Origin of the sequence: Burkholderia sp. MBR-1, from assembly GCF_013822785.1 — a bacterium.
Classification (GTDB): domain Bacteria; phylum Pseudomonadota; class Gammaproteobacteria; order Burkholderiales; family Burkholderiaceae; genus Burkholderia; species Burkholderia vietnamiensis.
The window spans coordinates 2,335,625-2,353,886 of record NZ_CP053609.1 but is presented as its reverse complement, the minus strand read 5'-3'; the positions used below and the strand labels follow the sequence as shown (position 1 = coordinate 2,353,886).

16 protein-coding genes are annotated in these 18,262 nt (G+C 68.9%); 6 read left to right on the top strand and 10 right to left on the bottom strand.

Annotation, left to right across the window (positions count from 1 at the left end; genetic code table 11):
- Window positions 1-113 precede the first annotated feature (113 nt).
- Window positions 114-2,477, top strand: coding sequence for a UvrD-helicase domain-containing protein (locus tag MBR110_RS10800; protein ID WP_011884498.1), 2,364 nt, complete (start codon window positions 114-116; stop codon window positions 2,475-2,477).
- Window positions 2,474-3,271, top strand: a complete 798-nt coding sequence (locus MBR110_RS10795; protein ID WP_059567968.1) for a 5'-methylthioadenosine/adenosylhomocysteine nucleosidase — start codon at window positions 2,474-2,476, stop codon at window positions 3,269-3,271. Before MBR110_RS10800 ends, MBR110_RS10795 begins: the two co-directional genes overlap by 4 nt.
- A gap of 66 nt (window positions 3,272-3,337) precedes the next feature.
- Here MBR110_RS10795 and MBR110_RS10790 read toward each other — a convergent pair whose 3' ends face one another.
- Window positions 3,338-4,576, bottom strand: coding sequence for an MFS transporter (locus MBR110_RS10790; RefSeq protein WP_011884501.1), 1,239 nt, complete (start codon window positions 4,574-4,576; stop codon window positions 3,338-3,340).
- A gap of 404 nt (window positions 4,577-4,980) precedes the next feature.
- Here MBR110_RS10790 and MBR110_RS10785 point away from each other — a divergent pair, with 404 nt between their 5' ends.
- Window positions 4,981-6,645, top strand: coding sequence for a methyl-accepting chemotaxis protein (locus MBR110_RS10785; RefSeq protein WP_011884503.1), 1,665 nt, complete (start codon window positions 4,981-4,983; stop codon window positions 6,643-6,645).
- Window positions 6,646-6,664: 19 nt separating this feature from the next.
- Here MBR110_RS10785 and MBR110_RS10780 read toward each other — a convergent pair whose 3' ends face one another.
- From MBR110_RS10780 to MBR110_RS10765, 4 genes are read right to left on the bottom strand one after another with little or no spacing between them, the layout of a single operon-like run.
- The gene (locus MBR110_RS10780; protein ID WP_011884505.1) at window positions 6,665-7,543 is read right to left on the bottom strand and encodes an efflux RND transporter periplasmic adaptor subunit; all 879 of its coding nucleotides are present in this window, start codon (window positions 7,541-7,543) and stop codon (window positions 6,665-6,667) included.
- 12 nt (window positions 7,544-7,555) lie between these two features.
- Window positions 7,556-7,759: a DUF1656 domain-containing protein gene (locus MBR110_RS10775; protein ID WP_011884507.1), complete on the bottom strand. Its 204-nt coding sequence runs from the start codon at window positions 7,757-7,759 to the stop codon at window positions 7,556-7,558.
- The gene (locus tag MBR110_RS10770; RefSeq protein ID WP_059462230.1) at window positions 7,756-9,957 is read right to left on the bottom strand and encodes an FUSC family protein; all 2,202 of its coding nucleotides are present in this window, start codon (window positions 9,955-9,957) and stop codon (window positions 7,756-7,758) included. The genes MBR110_RS10775 and MBR110_RS10770 overlap by 4 nt, the downstream gene beginning before the upstream one ends.
- Before the next feature lie 15 nt (window positions 9,958-9,972).
- Window positions 9,973-11,574 (bottom strand): efflux transporter outer membrane subunit, encoded by a 1,602-nt coding sequence (locus MBR110_RS10765; protein WP_041493814.1) that lies wholly within the window; start codon window positions 11,572-11,574, stop codon window positions 9,973-9,975.
- 157 nt (window positions 11,575-11,731) lie between these two features.
- Between MBR110_RS10765 and MBR110_RS10760 the strand changes: the two genes are divergently transcribed.
- Together MBR110_RS10760 and MBR110_RS10755 are read left to right on the top strand one after the other, a co-directional pair.
- Entirely contained in the window at window positions 11,732-12,673 is a 942-nt protein-coding gene (locus MBR110_RS10760) for a LysR family transcriptional regulator (protein ID WP_059602898.1), read from the top strand.
- Between the two features lie 125 nt (window positions 12,674-12,798).
- Window positions 12,799-12,957, top strand: coding sequence for a hypothetical protein (locus tag MBR110_RS10755; protein WP_165487609.1), 159 nt, complete (start codon window positions 12,799-12,801; stop codon window positions 12,955-12,957).
- 62 nt (window positions 12,958-13,019) lie between these two features.
- Here the strand turns inward: MBR110_RS10755 and MBR110_RS10750 are convergent, their stop codons facing one another.
- From MBR110_RS10750 to wrbA, 4 genes are read right to left on the bottom strand one after another with little or no spacing between them, the layout of a single operon-like run.
- Window positions 13,020-13,847, bottom strand: a complete 828-nt coding sequence (locus tag MBR110_RS10750) for a metallophosphoesterase (protein ID WP_175898469.1) — start codon at window positions 13,845-13,847, stop codon at window positions 13,020-13,022.
- A gap of 25 nt (window positions 13,848-13,872) precedes the next feature.
- A complete protein-coding gene (locus tag MBR110_RS10745) occupies window positions 13,873-15,294 on the bottom strand; it encodes an FAD-binding oxidoreductase (protein WP_059990519.1) in 1,422 nt (473 codons plus the stop codon).
- 20 nt (window positions 15,295-15,314) lie between these two features.
- Window positions 15,315-15,713 (bottom strand): DUF2069 domain-containing protein, encoded by a 399-nt coding sequence (locus tag MBR110_RS10740; RefSeq protein ID WP_034193321.1) that lies wholly within the window; start codon window positions 15,711-15,713, stop codon window positions 15,315-15,317.
- Window positions 15,710-16,321, bottom strand: a complete 612-nt coding sequence (wrbA, locus tag MBR110_RS10735; RefSeq protein WP_181709063.1) for an NAD(P)H:quinone oxidoreductase — start codon at window positions 16,319-16,321, stop codon at window positions 15,710-15,712. The genes MBR110_RS10740 and wrbA overlap by 4 nt, the downstream gene beginning before the upstream one ends.
- 146 nt (window positions 16,322-16,467) lie before the next feature.
- On the opposite strand from wrbA, the gene MBR110_RS10730 reads away from it, so the two are divergent.
- A complete protein-coding gene (locus tag MBR110_RS10730; RefSeq protein ID WP_011884518.1) occupies window positions 16,468-17,799 on the top strand; it encodes a YihY family inner membrane protein in 1,332 nt (443 codons plus the stop codon).
- Window positions 17,800-17,820: 21 nt separating this feature from the next.
- On the opposite strand, the gene MBR110_RS10725 is transcribed toward MBR110_RS10730, so the two are convergent.
- Window positions 17,821-18,138, bottom strand: a complete 318-nt coding sequence (locus tag MBR110_RS10725) for an Mpo1-like protein (protein ID WP_011884521.1) — start codon at window positions 18,136-18,138, stop codon at window positions 17,821-17,823.
- Between the last annotated feature and the right edge of the window lie 124 nt (window positions 18,139-18,262).

Below are 18,262 nucleotides of genomic sequence, written 5' to 3'. Positions count from 1 at the left end.
GGCGCCGCGCGCGGCTCGTGGCGAGCCCTCGTGCCGAGCCGATCGAAAACGCCATCGCCCGGCCGACTTATAATGGCGGGTCCGCATTTTTCTCGCCCGTCCGCTGCCGCTCCATGCCCGATCTGCTCGCCAATCTGAACCCTGAACAATACGCCGCCGTCACGCTGCCGAACGAACCGGCGCTGATCCTCGCGGGGGCGGGCAGCGGCAAGACCCGCGTGCTGATCACGCGGATCGCGTGGCTGATCCAGCAGGGCTACGCGTCGCCGGCCACCGTGCTGGCCGTCACGTTCACCAACAAAGCCGCGCGCGAAATGATGGCGCGGCTGTCCGCGATGATGCCGATCGACACGCGCGGGATGTGGATCGGCACGTTCCACGGGCTGTGCAACCGGATGCTGCGCACCCACTGGCGCGACGCGGGCCTGCCGCAGACGTTCCAGATCCTCGACACGGCCGACCAGCTGTCCGCGATCAAGCGGCTGATGAAGGCCGCGAACGTCGACGACGAGAAATACCCGCCGAAGAACGTCCAGTACTTCATCAACAACGCGAAGGAGCAGGGGCTGCGTCCCGACAAGGTCGACGCCACCGACAACTTCAACCGCAAGTTCGTCGAGCTGTACCAGGCATACGATCAGCAATGCCAGCGCGAGGGCGTCGTCGACTTCCCCGAGCTGCTGCTGCGCTGCTACGAGCTGCTCGCGTACAACGCGCCGCTGCGCGCGCATTACCAGGCGCGCTTCCGGCACATTCTCGTCGACGAGTTCCAGGACACCAACAAGCTGCAGTACGCGTGGCTCAAGATGCTCGCGGGCGCTGGGAACGCGATCTTCGCGGTCGGCGACGACGATCAGTCGATCTACGCGTTCCGCGGCGCGAACGTCGGCAACATGCGCGACTTCGAAGACGAATTCCGCGTGCGCAACCTGATCAAGCTCGAGCAGAACTACCGGTCGCACGGCAACATCCTCGACGCGGCCAACCAGCTGATCTCGAACAACGCGCACCGCCTCGGCAAGAACCTGCGCACCGACGCCGGCCACGGCGAGCCCGTGCGCGTGTACGAGGCGAGCACCGATGCGCAGGAAGCCGGCTGGATCGTCGAGGAGATCCGCTCGCTGATCAATACCGGGATGTCGCGCAGCGAGATCGCGGTGCTGTACCGGAGCAACGCGCAGTCGCGCGCGATCGAGCACACGCTGATGACGTCGGGCATCCCGTATCGCGTGTACGGCGGCCTGCGCTTCTTCGAGCGTCAGGAAGTGAAGCACGCGCTCGCGTATCTGCGCCTGATCGACAACCCGAACGACGACACCGCGTTCGTGCGCGTCGTCAACTTCCCGACGCGCGGGATCGGCGCGCGCTCGATCGAGCAGCTCGCGGACGCCGCGCGCCTGTACGACTGCTCGATGGCCGCCGCGATCCCGTACGTGACGGGCAAGGCCGGCACGAGCCTCGGCGCGTTCGCGACGCTGATCGCGAAGATGCGCGCCGAGACCGAGCAGATGAGCCTGCCGGAGACGGTCGAGTACGTGGTGCGCGCGAGCGGCCTCGCCGATTTCTACCAGGGCGAGCGCGAAGGCCAGGACCGCCTCGAAAACTTGCAGGAACTCGTGAACGCGGCCACCGCGTTCGTCAGCGAGGAAGGCTACGGGCTCGATGCACCGGCGCGCGCGATTCCGCTGCGCGCCGGCGCGATCGCGGCGCCGGCGCTGCGCGCGGAAGCCGACGATCCGTCGGTCGACGTACTCGATCCGGCGCCGCTCGACGACCCCGCGCAGAACCCCGACACGATGACGCCGCTGGCGGGCTTCCTGTCGCACGCGTCGCTGGAGGCCGGCGACAACCAGGCGCAGGCCGGCCAGGACGCCGTGCAACTGATGACCGTGCATGCGTCCAAGGGGCTCGAATTCTCGGCCGTGTTCATCACCGGGCTCGAGGAAGGGTTGTTCCCGCACGAAAACAGCGTGCTCGAGTCCGACGGGCTCGAGGAGGAGCGCCGGCTGATGTACGTCGCGATCACGCGCGCGAAGGAGCGGCTCTATCTGTCGTTCGCGCAGAGCCGCATGCTGCACGGCCAGACGCGCTACAACGTGCGCTCGCGCTTCTTCGACGAGCTGCCCGAGCACGTGCTGAAGTGGCTCACGCCGAAAGTGGAAGCCGGTTCGCGCTGGGGCGGCCGCGCCGACAACGCCGGCTGGGGGCGCGACTGGTTCGCGCGGCCGGGCGGCGGCCATCGCGAGCAGATCGTCGATGCGGCCGTGTCCGCGCCGCTGCCGGCGTTCGCCGACAAGCAGCGCGCGGCCGACACCGGGTTCCGCATCGGCCAGCAGGTGTTTCATACGAAATTCGGCGAGGGTGTGGTCACCGCGCTCGAAGGCAGCGGCGCCGATGCAAAGGCGCAGGTGAAGTTCAAGCGGCACGGCGAGAAGTGGCTCGCGCTCGCGGTCGCGAAACTGCAGGCGGTGGAATGATGGGGATCGACATGGTGGATACACTCGCGGCGCGCCCGCTCGGCATCCTGGCCGCGCTGCCCGAGGAACTCGGCGATCTGATCGCCGCGATGCGCGCCGACGGCGAAATGAAGACGGTCACGCTCGGCCGCCGCGATTATCACGTCGGCACCGTGCATGGCGCAGCCTGCGTCGTCACGCTCGCGCGGGTCGGCAAGGTCGCGGCCGCGGCGACGGTCAGCGCGCTGATCCACGTGTTCGGCGTGTCCGGCGTGGTGTTCACCGGCGTCGCGGGCGGCGTGTCGCGCACGGTGCGCGTAGGCGACGTGGTCGTCGCCGATACGCTGCTGCAGCACGACCTCGACGCGTCGCCGCTGTTTCCGCGCTACGAGGTGCCGCTGCTCGGCATCACGCACTTCGCCACCGACGTGGAGCTGACGGCCCGGCTGAAGGCCGCGTGCGCGCTGTTCGTCGCCGAGGAGGGCGCGCGCTTCGGCGAACGGTTCGGACTCGCCGGCGCGACGCTGCACCGCGGGCTCATCATCAGCGGCGACCGCTTCGTATCGAGCGAGCCGGAAGTCGTCGCGCTGCGCGACGCGCTGCCGGACGCGCTCGCGGTCGAGATGGAAGGCGCGGCGATCGCGCAGGTGTGCGCGGAACACGACGTGCCGTTCGCCCTCGTGCGCACGATCTCCGACACCGCCGACGATCACGCGACGCAGTCGTTCTCGCACTTCCTGTCGGCGATCGCGAGCAGCTATTCGTCCGGCATCCTCAAGCGTTTCCTGACGCTGCACGCGACGACGGCGGCCTGAAGCCGCCGTCATCGTTCCCCTTCGAAGCGACCGGCCGGCCGCGGCACGCATGCCGCGGCTGCGTCGTCACGCGCGCTTGCGACGCGCGCTTTCGAGGTTCGGCAGAAACACGGTCAGCACGCCGATCAACGGCAGGAACGAGCAGACGCGGTAGACGAACGTGATGCTGGTCGCATCGGCGAGCTGGCCGAGTACGGCGGCGCCCACGCCGCCCAGTCCGAACGCGAAGCCGAAGAACAGCCCGGCGACCATGCCGACCTTGCCGGGCATCAGTTCGGTCGCATAGACCAGAATCGCGGCGAACGCCGACGCCAGCACGACGCCGATGATCACGCTCAGCACGCTGGTCCAGAACAGGTTCGCGTACGGCAGCAGCAGCGTGAACGGCGCGACGCCGAGGATCGACACCCAGATCACGTACTTGCGGCCGATCCGGTCGCCCACCGGGCCGCCGATCAGCGTGCCGGCCGCGACCGCCGCGAGGAACACGAACAGGTGGATCTGCGCGGCCTGGACCGACAGGTGGAACTTGTCGATCAGATAGAACGTGAAATAGCTGTTGATGCTCGCGAGGTAGAAGTACTTCGAGAACACCAGCAGCACCAGCACGCCGATCGCGGCCAGCACGCGCCCGCGCGAGAGCGTCGGATGGCCGGCGGCCGCCGCTTTCTTCTTCATCGACGGGTGCTTCTTGTACCAGTGGCCGATCTGCGTGAGCACCAGCATCGCGACGAGCGCGGCCGCCGAGAACCACGCGATGCTGTGCTGGCCGTGCGGAATGATCACCAGCGCGGCGAGCAGCGGCCCGAGCGCGGAGCCGGCGTTGCCGCCGACCTGGAACAGCGACTGCGCGAGCCCGTGCCGGCCGCCCGACGCCATCCGCGCCACGCGCGACGATTCCGGATGGAACACCGACGAGCCGCAGCCCACCAGTGCCGCCGCGACCAGCAGCATCGGGAAGCTGTTCGCGGCCGACATCAGCAGCAGCCCGGCCAGCGTGAAGCCCATCCCCACCGGCAGCGAATACGGTTTCGGCCGTTTGTCGGTGTAGAGGCCGACGAGCGGCTGCAGCAGCGACGCGGTGATCTGGTACGTCAGCGTGATGAGGCCGATCTGCGCGAACGACAGCGCGAACTGGCTCTTGAGCATCGGATAGATCGCGAGGATCAACGACTGGATCATGTCGTTGAGCATGTGCGAGAAGCTGATCGCGCCGAGCACCGAATAGACGGTGCCCGGTGCTGGCGGAGCGGACGGCTGGGGCACGGCGGCGGCGCCGGCGCCCGTATCGAGGCTGGTTTCCATGTGAGCTGAGCGAGTTGAGGTGGCGGGACGCGCTCTGATGACGACCGGCGCGTTCGAATCGTTGTTGCGTCAAAGGAGTGTAATGTGGCGCATCGACAATGTCAGGCCAAGTTTTGTCGCATTTCGGACATTGATGTGACGATTCGGCGATCGTGCCCGTTTTTGGCCGGTTATAACGCTCGGACGCGTCCGGCCGTTGCTGCGGACGCGCCGGGCCGGATGAGTGTTTGTCCGGACTCAAGGCCGCGCGTTGCGGGCCGTAGTACGACGCAGCGACATCGCACGCGCAACCAGCCCGGCGCCGGCCACGAACCGGCCCGGTGCAGCACACGCGGCATTGGGCAGCCAATGCCGGCCGTCGGAACCGACCTTTCCGGCGGCGTGACCAATACGGGGATATATCGATGAAAGCAGCATCATTGCATCCAGGGCCGGGTGCGGCCGCCACCGCCTCCCACGCATCCGCCGCGCGCCGAGCGGGCACCGCGGCGCGGCCGAGCCGCCCTTGGACCGTCAAGGCGACGTTGCGCGCGGCATTCGCGATTCTGCTGGCCGGCACGCTCGCGATCGGCGTGTTTTCGCTGTGGCAGATCAGCCGGCTGAACGCGTCGATCGCGTCGGTCTACGAACAGGGGCACGTCGCGAGCCGGGCGGCCGAGGAAGTGCGCGCGGAGGTGCTGCGCGCGAGCCGTGCGCAGAAGATGCTGCTCACCGCGACCACCGCGAAGGAGCGCGACGACCTGGGCGCCGAAGTCGGCGCGGGGCTCGCGTCGATCGGCCAGGCGCTCGCGACGCTGCAGCGCTACGCCGATCCGGCCGATGCCGACGATTCCGCGCGACTGCACGCGTTTTCGGCGGCCGTCGGCACCTGGAGCGGCCATCTGCGCGACTTCGTCACGCTCGTGCAGGCGCAGCCGCTCGACCTGTCGCAGATGAACTGGCAGGTCGGCACGCAGGACGTGTCGCTGCTGGTCGAGACCGGCAAGCTCGAGAAGCTCGTCGCGATGCTCGTGAAGACGCGCGGCGCGAAGTCGAAGGCGACGCTCGATGCGTCCGCAACGATCTTCTCGTCGTCGTTCGCGATGATCGCCGCGATGACGGGCGGCCTGATCGTGCTGGCGATCGTGATCGCCGAGCGCGTGGTGCGGCGGCTCGCGGCGCAACTCGGCGGCGAGCCCGCGCACGCGAAGGCGATCGCCGCCGACATCGCGCGCGGCGACCTGACGCGGCCGATTCCGGTGGCCCGCAACGACCGCGACAGCATGGTGCGCGCGCTGTCCGACATGCAGACCGGGCTGGCGGCGACCGTCGGCGAGATCGCCGTCAGCGCCGAGGCGATCGCGGCCGCGTCCGGCGAGATCTCGACCGGCAACCTCGACCTGTCGCGCCGCACCGAGCAGCAGGCGGTCGCGCTCGAACGCACCGCGGCGAGCATGGAGGAGCTGACCTCCACCGTACGTCAGAACGCCGAGAATGCGCGCCAGGCGAGCGCGCTCGCCGCCAACGCGTCGGCGGTGGCGGAGGCGGGCGGGGACGTGGTCGGCCGGGTGGTCGCGACGATGAGCGAGATCGACGACAGCGCGAAGAACATCCGCGAGATCATCGGCACGATCGAGGGGATTGCGTTCCAGACCAACATTCTCGCGTTGAACGCGGCGGTCGAGGCGGCGCGCGCGGGCGAACAGGGGCGCGGCTTCTCGGTGGTCGCGGGCGAGGTGCGGCTGCTCGCGCAGCGCTCGGCGACCGCGGCGAAGGAGATTCGCGAGCTGATCGGCGCGTCGGTCGAGCGGGTCGCGAACGGCGCGGCGCTCGCCCACGATGCGGGCCGCACGATGGATGACGTGGTGAAGGCGGTGAAGCGCGTGACCGACATCATCGCCGAGATCTCGGCGGCGTCGGACGAGCAGAGCGCCGGGATCGACGAGATCGGCCGCGCGGTCACGCAGATGGACGCCGGCACGCAGCAGAATGCGGCGCTGGTCGAACAGGCCGCCGCCGCGGCCAATGCGCTCGACGAGCAGGCGCAGGCGCTGAAGGCGCTGGTCGGGCGCTTCCGGCTCGCGGCCTGAGCGCCCGCCCGGGCGGCGCTCAGGATTTCTTCTTCTGCTGCTCCGGGTTGATCACGACCGTGCAGGTCGTACCGGCCGACAGCACCACGTCGGCCGGCACTTCGTCGATCTTGATGCGCACCGGCACGCGTTGCGCGAGGCGCACCCAGTTGAAGGTCGGGTTCACGTCGGCGACGAGGTCGCGGCTTTGCGGGTTGTCGCGATCGTAGATGCCGCGCGAGATGCTCTCGACATGGCCCTTCATCACGCCGCCGCTCATCAGCCGCATCTCGGCCGGCGCACCGACCTTCACGCGCGGCAGCTTGGTTTCCTCGAAGTAGCCGTACACCCAGAACGAGTGGCTGTCGACGATCGCGAGCTTCGCCTGGCCGGCCACCGCATAGTTCCCCTTGAAGGTCTGCAGGTTCGTGATGTAGCCGTCGACCGGCGCGATCACGCGCGTGCGCTCGAGGTTCAGCTTGGCCGCGTCGAGTGCGGCGATCGCCTGCTGATACTGCGCATCAGCGCTCGATGCGCTGTGCGCCGCGTTCTCGCGGTTTTCCTTCGACACGACGAGCGCGTCGAGGTCCGCACGGCGGGCCGCGTCGTCGCGGCGCATCTGCAGTTCCGCGCGGCGGGCGGCCACGGCCGCCTGCGCCTGCTCGACCGCGATCTGATAGTGCGACGGGTCGATCTGCATGATCAGATCGCCCTTCTTGACGAGCTGGTTGTCGTGCACCGGCAGCTCGACGATCGCGCCCGACACGTCCGGCGCGACGTTGACGATCTCCGCGCGCACGCGCCCGTCGCGCGTCCACGGATCATCCATGTAGTGCACCCACAGCGAGCGCCCGATCAGGATCGCGACGAGAAGGATGACGGCGGTCGCGACGAAGCCGAAGAGTTTTCTGATAATCATGATGGTTCGGGATCAACGGTAAACGGCGAGACTCATTCCGCCGCAGATGCAGACGAGAAGGCACGCGCGGAACAGCGACGGGTGCCAGACGAGACGGTAGAGGCCCGTATAGGCGAGCAGGCGGTCGACGGCCCAGGTCGCGAGCGCGCCCAGGACGAACATCAGCACCACCGTGGGCATGTAGGCATCGAGAATGGCGATTTCACGCGGCATCATGACGAGGCTCCTTGTTGGGGACGCACGGGGCGATTGCGGTTCAGCGGCTCGAGCGGCGATTCCGGGTCGAGCAGCGCGGTACGGACGAAATGCAGGTGGCTCAGGATGCGCTGCAGGCGGTGGCGTTCGTCGCGCGACGGCGTGACCGCATCGAGCGTGTGCCGCGTCGCGTCGATCGCGGCGTCGACGGCGGCGAGCGTCGCGTCGAAGCGCCCGGCGTCCGGCTGCGCGAACAGCGCGGACAGGGCGGCGCGCATCGTCTCGATCGCGCGGCGCCACGGCGTGGTTGCCGCGTAGCGCGGGTCGGGCGGCAGCGTCGCCAGTTCGGCGCGCAGATCGAGCACCGCGTTGCCGGTTTCCAGCACCGCGAACATCCAGCGCAGCGCGTCGCGCTGCACGTCGGGCTGGTCGGCCGACAGCGTGTGCGCCTGGTGCATCAGGTCGCGCGCGCCGCTCTCGAAGCGCGTGCGCAAGCCGGCCAGCCGCGCATGGCATGCCGCGACGACCTGGTGGCGCAGGTCCGCGAACAGCCGCTTCTTCAGCCACGGCGCGCTCGGCGGAAACAGCACCGCGAACGCGATCGCCGACGCGAGCATCGACAGCACCAGCGCGAGCGCGTCGTTCATGAAGCTCATCGGATCGTAGTGCGTGATGTTGTCCGGGCCGGCGAGGAAGCTGAAGAAGATCAGATAGCCCATCCCGTAGCCTGCGTAGCGCGGCTTCATCGTCATGAAGATGCCGATCGCGAGCAGCGGTGCGAGCGCCACGCACAGCAGCGGGAAGCCGTCGATGTGCGGATAGATGCCGAACGTCAGCAGGAAGCCGGTGCAGACGGCGAGCGCGGTGCCCATCCCCATCTGCGCCGACATCGCGGTCGGCCGCGGCGTCGACGACGCGAGCGCGCACGTGGCTGCGGCGGTCAGCGTCAGCGTCACGCCGCTCGGCCAGGCGGTCGCGATCCAGACCGAGCCGAGCACCAGAATGACCGTCGCGGTGCGAATTGCCGCGATCACCATCGCGGTCGCGTTGGTGCGCGGCTCGTAGCGCTCGATCCAGCGCTCGCGCTCGTGGTTCGCGGTCGCGAGCGACGCGTAGGTCGCCGCGTATTCGTGCAGGTCCGTGATGAAGCGATACAGCAGCTCGGCGGCCGTGTCGAAGTCGAGCAGCGGAAAGCCGGGCTGCGCTTCGAGCGTCGCGCGGGTCGCGCGGATGCGGCGCGGCAGCGCGTCGCGCCACGCGAGCAGCTGCGCGGCCGCGAGCGCGGCGTCGGCCGACGAGCGCACCGGCTCGCCGTTGCGCGTGAGGAGCGGCGCGATCTCGCGGAAGTACGGCTCGATCGCGTCGATCGCCGCCTGCGCGCCGGCGCCGCGCAGCCGGTTCATCAGCTGGTGCAGCGCGTGGAAGCGGCTCGATACGCTCATGAACTCGCTGTTCAGCCGCGCGAGGCGGCCGCTGCGCATGCGCGTGTCCGGGTCTTCGAACACGGCCATGCTGCGCGCCGCTTCGAAGCCGACCACGTCGGCGACGAAGCGCGTATGGATCGATTCGATATGCGCGCGCTCGAGCTTGCCCGACAGCGCGGCGGCGACGTAGTCGACGAAGCCGACGAAGCGCTTGCGCACCGTCGTGCGCATCTGCTCGCCGGTGTACTGCGGAAACACCAGCGCGCTGACCACGCCGGCCGACACGATCCCGACCATGATCTCGGCGACCCGCGTGAGCGCGCTCATGAACGCGCCGTCCGGATGTTGCGACGCCGGCAGCCCGATCAGCGCGGTCGTGTAGCCGGCGAGCAGGAAGCCATAGCTGCGGAAGTTGCGGTTGCGTGCGGCGCCGGCCGTGCACAGCGCGACCCACAGCGCGACCGCGAGCAGAAACAGCTCCGGCTGCTGCGGGAACAGGCCGACGAACGCCAGCGTCGCGATCAGCCCGAAGATCGTGCCGATCACGCGGTAGAAGCTCTTCGCGAGCACGGCGCCGCTTTGCGGCTGCATCACGATGAACACCGTGGTCAATGCCGTCTTCGGCGCCGGCAGGTCGAGCCGCATCGACACGCCCGTTGCGATGAACGCGGCGAGCAGCGCCTTGAACAGATAGAGCCACCCGGCGCCGTCGCTGCGGGCCCAGTCGCCGAACGCGGCGAACCAGGCCGGCAGCGGTCCGCCGGCGTGCGTGGAAGCAGGGGAGGAGACTGACATGTCGGTCGCTCCGCGTTACGGTGCGGTGGTCGTCGCGACGTGCGCGGGCCGCGTGGCGCGGGCGGCGGCGCTGGCAGCGGGGGCGGCCGCGGCGGTTGCCCCGGACGAAGCAGCCGACGAAGCCCCCGACGCAGCAGCCGGCGCAGCCGCGGCGGCTTCGTCGTGCGGCACGTCCTGGCCCGTTTCGACGCCGCCGCCGAGCGCGGCCATCAGCTGCGCATGCGCGGCGAGCCGCTCCGCGTCGATGCGCGCGGCCGTCTCCTGCGCACGTAACAGCTGCTGTTGCGCGATCAGGACGTTCACGTAGTCGGTCAGGCCACGGCGGAAGCCTTCGCGCGACAGCCGGTAGCTGCGGTCGTTGGCTTCCACCGAACGTGCGGCGTCCTTCTTCTGCGTGTCGAGCGAGCGGATCCGCACGACCTGGTCGGCGATGTCCTTCAGCGCGGCGAGCACCGTCTGGTTGTAGTGCTCGACCGCCTGGTCGTAGCCGGCGCTGGCCGCGCCGAGTTGCGCGCGCAGGCGTCCGCCTTCGAAGATCGGCAGCGTCAGCGCGGGGCCGGCCGTCCAGCCGCCGTTCATCGAGCGCAGGAAGTCGACGAACGGCGCGGTCACGCCGAAGCCGCCGACCGTCGCGAGCAAGTCGATGTTCGGGTAGAACGCGGCCTTCGCGACGTCGATCCCGCGTGCCTGCGCGTCGACCATCCAGCGTGCCGCGACGACGTCCGGCCGGCGGCCGAGCAGGTCGGCCGGCATCGCGGACGGCAGGCCGGCCGGCGCGTCGAGCGACAGGTTCGGCCGCTTGATCGCATCACCCGCGCCCGGGCCCTTGCCCGCGAGCGCCGCGAGCTGGTGGCGCGCGAGCTGGATCGCTTCCTCGTAGGTGTCGATCTGGCGTTCGTAGTCGGGCAGCGTGGACTCCGCCTGGCTGAGCTCGAGCTGCGTGCCGAGGCCCGCCTGCAGGCGCTTGCGCGCGAGATCGGCGAGCGCGCGCTGGCGCTCGAACGTTTCGTGCGCGAGATCGAGCAGCGCGTAGTTCATCGACATGCCGATGTACGCGCGCACGACGTTCACTTCGAGTTCGAGCCGGGCCGCGCGCGCGTCGGCCGCAGTCGCGTGTGCGGTATCGAGCGCGCGTTCGGTGGTGTTCTTGTCCTTGCCCCACAGATCGAGGTGGTACGACAGGCCGAGCGTGCCGGTGTTGTTCCACGTATCGACGTTCGCGAGCGGGCCGGGGCCGTAGTACACGTTGTCGGGCCAGTGCTCGCGCATCAGCGACAGATTGCCGTTGATCTGCGGCAGTTCGGCCGAACGGGCGACGCGCGCCATCGCCTGCGCTTCGCGCACGCGCGCCTCGGCCGCCGCGAGGGTCGGATTGCCGGCTTGCGCCGCGGCGATCCACGCGTCGAGCTGCGGGTCGCGATAGGCGCGCCACCAGTCGGATGCGGGCCAGCCGGCGTCGCGGTCCGCCGCACGGATCGCAGCGCCGGCGTCGAGCCCGTTCGCGTCGATGCGAGCCGACTGCGGCTTGTTGTCGCCCATGCTAGCGCATCCGGCCATTATTAATGAGACTGCAAGAACCGCCAGTGCCAGCGTCCCTTTTGTTGCCGGAAACTGCACGATTTTCTCCCTTCCGGATATAGATGATTCGGAGGCGATTATATTTTTCAGTAATTCCTGAATAAACGAACAAAGGTGCAAGTCATTTTTACGAATCCTGAGACAATATTGGTGGGCTGCTGTGCAACAATCCGTCCGGATTCAAACGGGTAATGGGATGGATACGTTACAAAACATGCGGGTATTCGTCCGCGTGGTGGATGCGGGGAGCTTTACCGCGGCCGCCCAGCAGATGAATTCGACGACCGCCTATGCATCGCGCGCCGTATCGGATCTCGAAGCGCACCTGCGCACGCGCCTGCTGAACCGGACCACGCGCCGGATCGCGCTGACCGAAGCCGGTGAGCGCTACCTGCAGCGCTGCGAGCAGATCCTCGCGTACGTCGACCAGGCCGAAGCCGAGGCGGGCGATGCGCACGCGCGCCCGTCGGGCAAGCTGAAGGTCCATTGTTTCACGAGCCTCGGCCAGCACTATCTGGTGCCGGCCATCGGGCGCTACCGGCAGCGCTATCCGGACGTGCACGTCGAGCTGACGCTCGCGCAGCGGATGCCCGACCTGCTCGACGAAGGCTACGACGTCGCGATCGTCGTGGGCCGCGAGCTGCCCGATTCGGGGCTCGTGTCGCAGCGGCTCGGCGACAGCTACAGCGTCATCTGCGCGTCGCCCGATTACGTCGGCGCGCACGGCAAGCCGCAGACGCCGGCCGATCTCGCGCAGCACGCCTGTCTCGGGATGGTCGCGCCGGGCTTCCACTTCGACGAATGGATGCTGTCGGGCCCGCGCGGCGACGAGCTCGTGCCGGTGACGGCGCCGCCGTTCCGTGTAAATGTGGCCGAGGCGCTGGCGGTGGCCGTGCGGGAAGGGATGGGGATCGGCGGCCTGCCGCTGTATTCGGCGATCGGCGGGCTGCGCAGCGGCCAGATCGTGCGCCTGCTGCCGGAATACCGGTCGCAGCCGATGAGCATCTACGCGCTGTATCCGTCGCGCCAGTACCTCGACGCGAAAATCCGGACGTGGGTCGATTTTCTGCGCGACGAGCTGCCGGCGACGCTCGAAGCCGACGAAGCTGCGCTCGCGCAGATCACGGCTGCGACATGATGGCGCGATCGCTCGGAATCTGACGAGATTTGTCGTTCGCGCAACACTTTTTTACCCGCGGACGCCGGACAGTTTGATACTGTTCAAATCATCGACATATGAATCTGCCCACCCTCGGAGTCGCAATGGATACGCACCTGATGATCGGCCTTGGAATTCTGCTCGGCGCGGCCGCCGCCGCTGCGGCGACGCGCGATCTGCTGCGCGCGATGAAGGCGCGCGCGAAACTGGTGCCGGTGCGGGTGCGCGCGTCGTCGCAAGGCCGCCATCGCGCCGACCGCTGAGCGGCGCTCAGGCAATCTATCGACCGGGGCCGTACACGGCCCACGGCCCGCCCGCCGCGCGTTCAGCCGAGTTCGACCACACGATCCCACGCGAACGCGGGGTTCTCGAGTTTGCCGGTGCGGCGACGGATATAGCCGCGCGGGTTGCACACCACGCGCGTGCCGCTGTCGGTCACGTAATCGAACGACGTATGCGTGTGGCCGTGGACCCACAGGTCGACCGGCGGCCGCACGAGTTCCGCCAGGTCCGTCACGAATCCCGCCGAAGCAAGATCCTCCTCGTACCGCTGCGCCAGCGAGCGCAGATGCGGCGCATGATGCGTGACGACGATCGTGCGGCCCGCGAACGGCGTCGCGATCCGGGCCGCGAGCCACGCGCGGCTGTGCCGGTGCAGCGCGATCGCGTCGGCCGGCGTGAAATCGCGCTGCGGGGCGTCGCCGGGCCGCGTCGAAGCCTCGTGCGGCCACGTCACCTGAATCAATCCCTTGAAATCGAGCATCACGCGCATGCCGGCTTCGGTCGCGCGGGCAATGCTTGCGTCGTCGGCGCCGAACAGCGAGAAATCGGTCCATAACGTCGTGCCGAGCACGCGAAAGCGCTGTGCCGGGTCGACGTAGAGCCCGTTGTTCAGGTAATGCACGTTGTCGAGCGTGCGCGCGGCGTCGCGCATCGCGGTTTCCAGCGCGCCGAATTCCCCGTCGTAATACTCGTGGTTGCCGGGCACGTAGATCACCGGCACGCGCGCGTCGAACGTCTCGGCGGCCCAGCGCAGGCCTTCCGCGTGGTTGTGGATGTCGCCGGCCAGCACGACGAGATCCGCCTCGGCATGCGCGATCGCGTCGGGCTGGTTGCTCTCGAGATGCAGGTCGGACAGCACGCGAACTCTCATGGGCGTCGCTCCGGATTGAATGGGTTCAGCGCACCACCTTGCCGGGATTCATCAGCCCGCGCGGGTCGAGCGCGGTCTTCAGCGTTCGCATGAGCGCCGTTTCGACCGGCGACTTGTAGCGCTGCGCGTCGTCGATCTTCAGTTGGCCGATCCCGTGTTCCGCGCTGATCGTGCCATGGTGACGATGCACGTTGTCGTAGACGATACGGTTGATTGGCGTCTGGAATTGCGCGAGGAACGCCTTCGGATCGCCGCCGGCCGGCGTCTGCACGTTGTAGTGCAGATTGCCGTCGCCGAGATGGCCGAACGTGACCATCCGCGCGCCGGGCGCGGCCTGCTGGATCGCGGCGTCGGTTTCGTCGATGAAGCGGGCGATCGACGAAATCGGCACGGCGATGTCGTGCTTGATGTTGAGGCCCTCGTCGGCCTGCGCGAGCGGGATGTGTTCGCGCAGATCCCAGAACGCGCGCGATTGTGCGAGATTCTCCGCGACGACCGCATCGACCACCAGCCCGGCGTCGAACGCCTGTTCCATCAGCGTTTCGAACAGCGTGCGCGCATGGGCTTCGCTCTCGTTGTCCGACAGCTCGAGCAGGACCGTCTGCGCATGCGTGCGCTCGAACGGGTAGCGCAACTGCGGATAGTGCTTGCCGACGAGCTGCATGCAGAAATCCGACATCAGTTCGAAGCCGGTCAGCAGCGGGCCGGCCGCACGCTGCGCAAGCGCGAGGAAGTCGAGCGCCGCGTGCGGCGATTCGAGCGCGGCGAGCGCGGTGACCTGCGCGGCTGGCAGCGGATGCAGCTTCATCACCGCGGCCGTGATGATCCCGAGCGTGCCTTCCGCGCCGATGAACAGGTCGCGCAGATCGTAGCCGGTGTTGTCCTTGCGCAGCCCGCGCAGGCCGTCCCAGATCTCGCCCTGCGGCGTCACGACCTCGAGGCCGAGGCACAGCTCGCGCGCGTTGCCGTAGCGCAGGACGGCAGTGCCGCCCGCGTTGGTCGACAGGTTGCCGCCGATCGTGCAGCTGCCTTCGGCGGCGAGGCTCAGCGCGAACAGCCGGCCGCCTTCGCGGGCGCGCGCCTGCACGTCGGCCAGGATCACGCCGGCTTCGACGGTGATCGTGTTGTTGTGCGGATCGAACGCGCGCACGCGGTTCAGGCGTGCGACGCTCAACACGGCCTGGCTGCCACTCGCATCGGGCGTTGCGCCGCCGGCCAGGCCGGTGTTGCCGCCTTGCGGCACGAGCGCGACGCCGTGGGTGTTCGCGAGCCGCACGAGGGCCGCGACTTCGGCGGTATCCGCCGGCTTCAGCACCGCGCAGGCGCTGCCCTTGTAGCGGCGGCGCCAGTCGGTCAGGAACGGCTCGGTATCGTGCGGGTCGGTCAGCACGTGCGCGGCGCCGATCGCGTCGCGGCAGGCGGATACGAAAGCTTCGGAAGGAATCATCACGTTCGGTCGCGTAAGGGTCAGGACGCGGCGCGCTGTTTTTTCGCCGCGCGCTTGAACGGCGCGACGTAGGCGAGCGCCGCCACGAAGAAGCCGACGGCGAGCGCGGTCTCGCACCAGCCGAGCGTCGCGGACAGCCCGCGGTCGGACATCCCGCGCACGACGCCTTCGGCGAAATAGACGAGGATCAGCATGCTCGCCCATTGCAGCGTATAGATGTTACGCCGCCACACGCCGGGTAGCGCGAGCGCGAGCGGCACGGCCTTGAGCAGCAGCGCCGAGCCGCCTGGGCGCAGCGGCGCGAGCCACAGTTCCCATGCGAGCGAGAGCACGATCAGCGCGGCGAGGCATGCGGCCGCGGCCAGCGCGTAGCTCGGCCGGGCCGCGACTGCGGCGCGCGCGGGCGTGGGGCCGCTCATGCGGCCTCGGCGGCGGCCAGGGCCGCGGCCGCGCGGGCCAGCCGCACGCCGAGCGACGCCGCGAGCGTCTTCTCGTCGGCCGACAGCCCGCCGGCGGCGCTGCGCTCGTGCGGCGACACGTGCGACGCGCCGTACGGCGTGCCGCCGGTGCGCGTCGTGCTGAGGGCGGATTCGGTGTACGGAATGCCGACGATCATCATCCCGTGATGCAGCAGCGGCAGCATCATCGACAGCAGCGTCGACTCCTGGCCGCCGTGCAGGCTGCCGGTCGACGTGAACACGCTGGCCGGCTTGCCGGCCAGCGCACCGGACAACCATTGCGGCGTGGTGCCGTCGAGGAAATATTTGAGCGCGGCGGCCATGTTGCCGAAGCGGGTGGGCGAGCCGAGGGCGAGGCCCACGCATTCTTCGAGATCGCGCAGTTCGGCATACGGCGGGCCGTCGTCGGGGATGTCGGGAGCGATGGCTTCGCACACCGTCGACACGGGCGGCACGGTGCGGATGCGCGCCTGCATGCCCGGCACGCTGTCGATGCCGCTCGCGATCGCGAGCGCGAGTTCGCGCGTGGCGCCGTGACGGCTGTAATAGAGGACGAGGATGTCTTTCATGGGCGGCGGAGCCCCGTGCGGCCGCGCGCGTGCCCGGTGCAGTCGGCCCCTGCTGGATCGAGCGGCTATTATAGGGGCTGAAGTCGTCGCGCAGCGCGGCGGCGGCGCGCGCCGCCGGGCGCGCGGCATCGACAAGGAGAAAACGTTTGCCGAAGTTGGCCGTCGATCTCGACACCCTCAAGCGTCTCGCGCAGTTCGCCGCGCGGCGCAGCGCCGAGGACCGCATTCCGCAGGTCGCGGGTAGCCTCACGTTCACGACGATGCTCGCGCTCGTGCCGCTCGTGACGGTCGCGTTCGCGCTGTTCACCGCGTTCCCGATGTTCGCGTCGTTCCAGATCTCGCTGCAGGGCTTCCTCGCGGATCACCTGATGCCCGCGCAGTTCAACGTGCAGATCTTCAAGTACCTGAACCAGTTCGCGGCCAAGGCCAAGGGGCTGACGACGGCCGGCCTGATCGTGCTGGTCGTCACGTCGGTGATGACGATGATGACCATCGAGTCCGCGTTCAACCTGATCTGGCGCGTGCGCAAGCCGCGGCCGTTCGCGCAGCGCGTGCTGGCGTACTGGGCGTTGATCACGCTCGGGCCGCTGCTGTTCGGCGTGAGTCTGTCGCTGTCGTCGTATCTGTTCACGCAGTCGCTGGCGTTCACCGGCGCCGCGCCGTCGACGTCGATCATCGAGTGGCTGCTCGCGCTCGCGTCGCTGCCGCTCACGGTGCTCGCGTTCACGCTGCTGTACGTGTACCTGCCGAACTGCACGGTCGCGTGGCGCGACGCGGTGATCGGCGGCCTGTTCGCGGCCGTCGCGTTCGAGCTGGCGAAGCGCGGCTTCGGCTATTACGTGCGGCGCATTCCGACCTATACGGCCGTCTACGGCGCGTTCGCGGCGCTGCCCGTGTTCCTGCTGTGGGTGTACCTGAGCTGGTTCATCGCGCTGCTCGGCGCGATGGTCGCGTCCGCGCTGCCGGCGATCCGTGTCGGCCAGTTTCATCGCATCCATTATCCGGGCAGCGATCTGCTCGACGCGCTCGAATTGCTCGCGCGGCTCGCCGAAGCGCGCGCGGCCGGCAGGCCGGGCTGCACGGCGCCGCGGCTCGCGACCATGCTGCGCTGCGACATGGAAACTGCGCAGCGGCTGCTGCTGACGATGGAGGAGCGCGAATGGATCGCGCGGCTGGAGGGCGGCGACCAGGCGCCGCGCTACATCCTGCTGGCGAACCCCGATCGTCTGACGCTCGCGCAGCTGTTCGACGTGCTGGTGATCGACCGGACCGAGCTGACCTATCAGCTGCAGCGGCGTAGCAGCCACGTCGAAGGCGCGGCGCTGCTCGACGTGCTGTCGAACGATCGCTTCGACGTGTCGCTCGCGTCGCTGATCGCCGCGCGCGCGGCCGATGGCGCGCAGCCGGCCGCGCCGGCGTCCGGCTCGCTCGCCGGCGCGGTGCCCGACCCGCACGCGCGTCCGCCGAAAACGGCGTGACGCCGCGCCGGAAGGCGTGCGTTACAGCGGGATCTTGCCGACGCAGATGTCCTTGAACATCACCCAGTCGCCCATCAGGCTGTAGACCGGATGCCGGAACGTGGCAGGGCGGTTCTTCTCGAAGAAGAAGTGCCCGATCCATGCGAAGCCGTAACCGCACACGACGGCCGCCGGCAGCCACGGCCAGCGACCGGTCGCGACCGCCATCGCGACACAGCCGATCACGCCGAGCGAGCCGATGAAGTGCAGCCGCCGCGACGTCGCGTTCTGGTGTTCGTTCAGGTAATACGGATAGAAATCAGCGAAGCTGGCGAATTGTTCCGAATGCGTATGCGCCATGGCCGTCTCCTCGGGTCGCCGTTCATGGCGCCATTGTGCGGCGGGCCGCCGGCGGCCGCAAGCCGCGCGGCCCTGCGCCTTACCCCTGCGCTTTCCTTTTGACAGGCTTTCCGATAGGATCGAA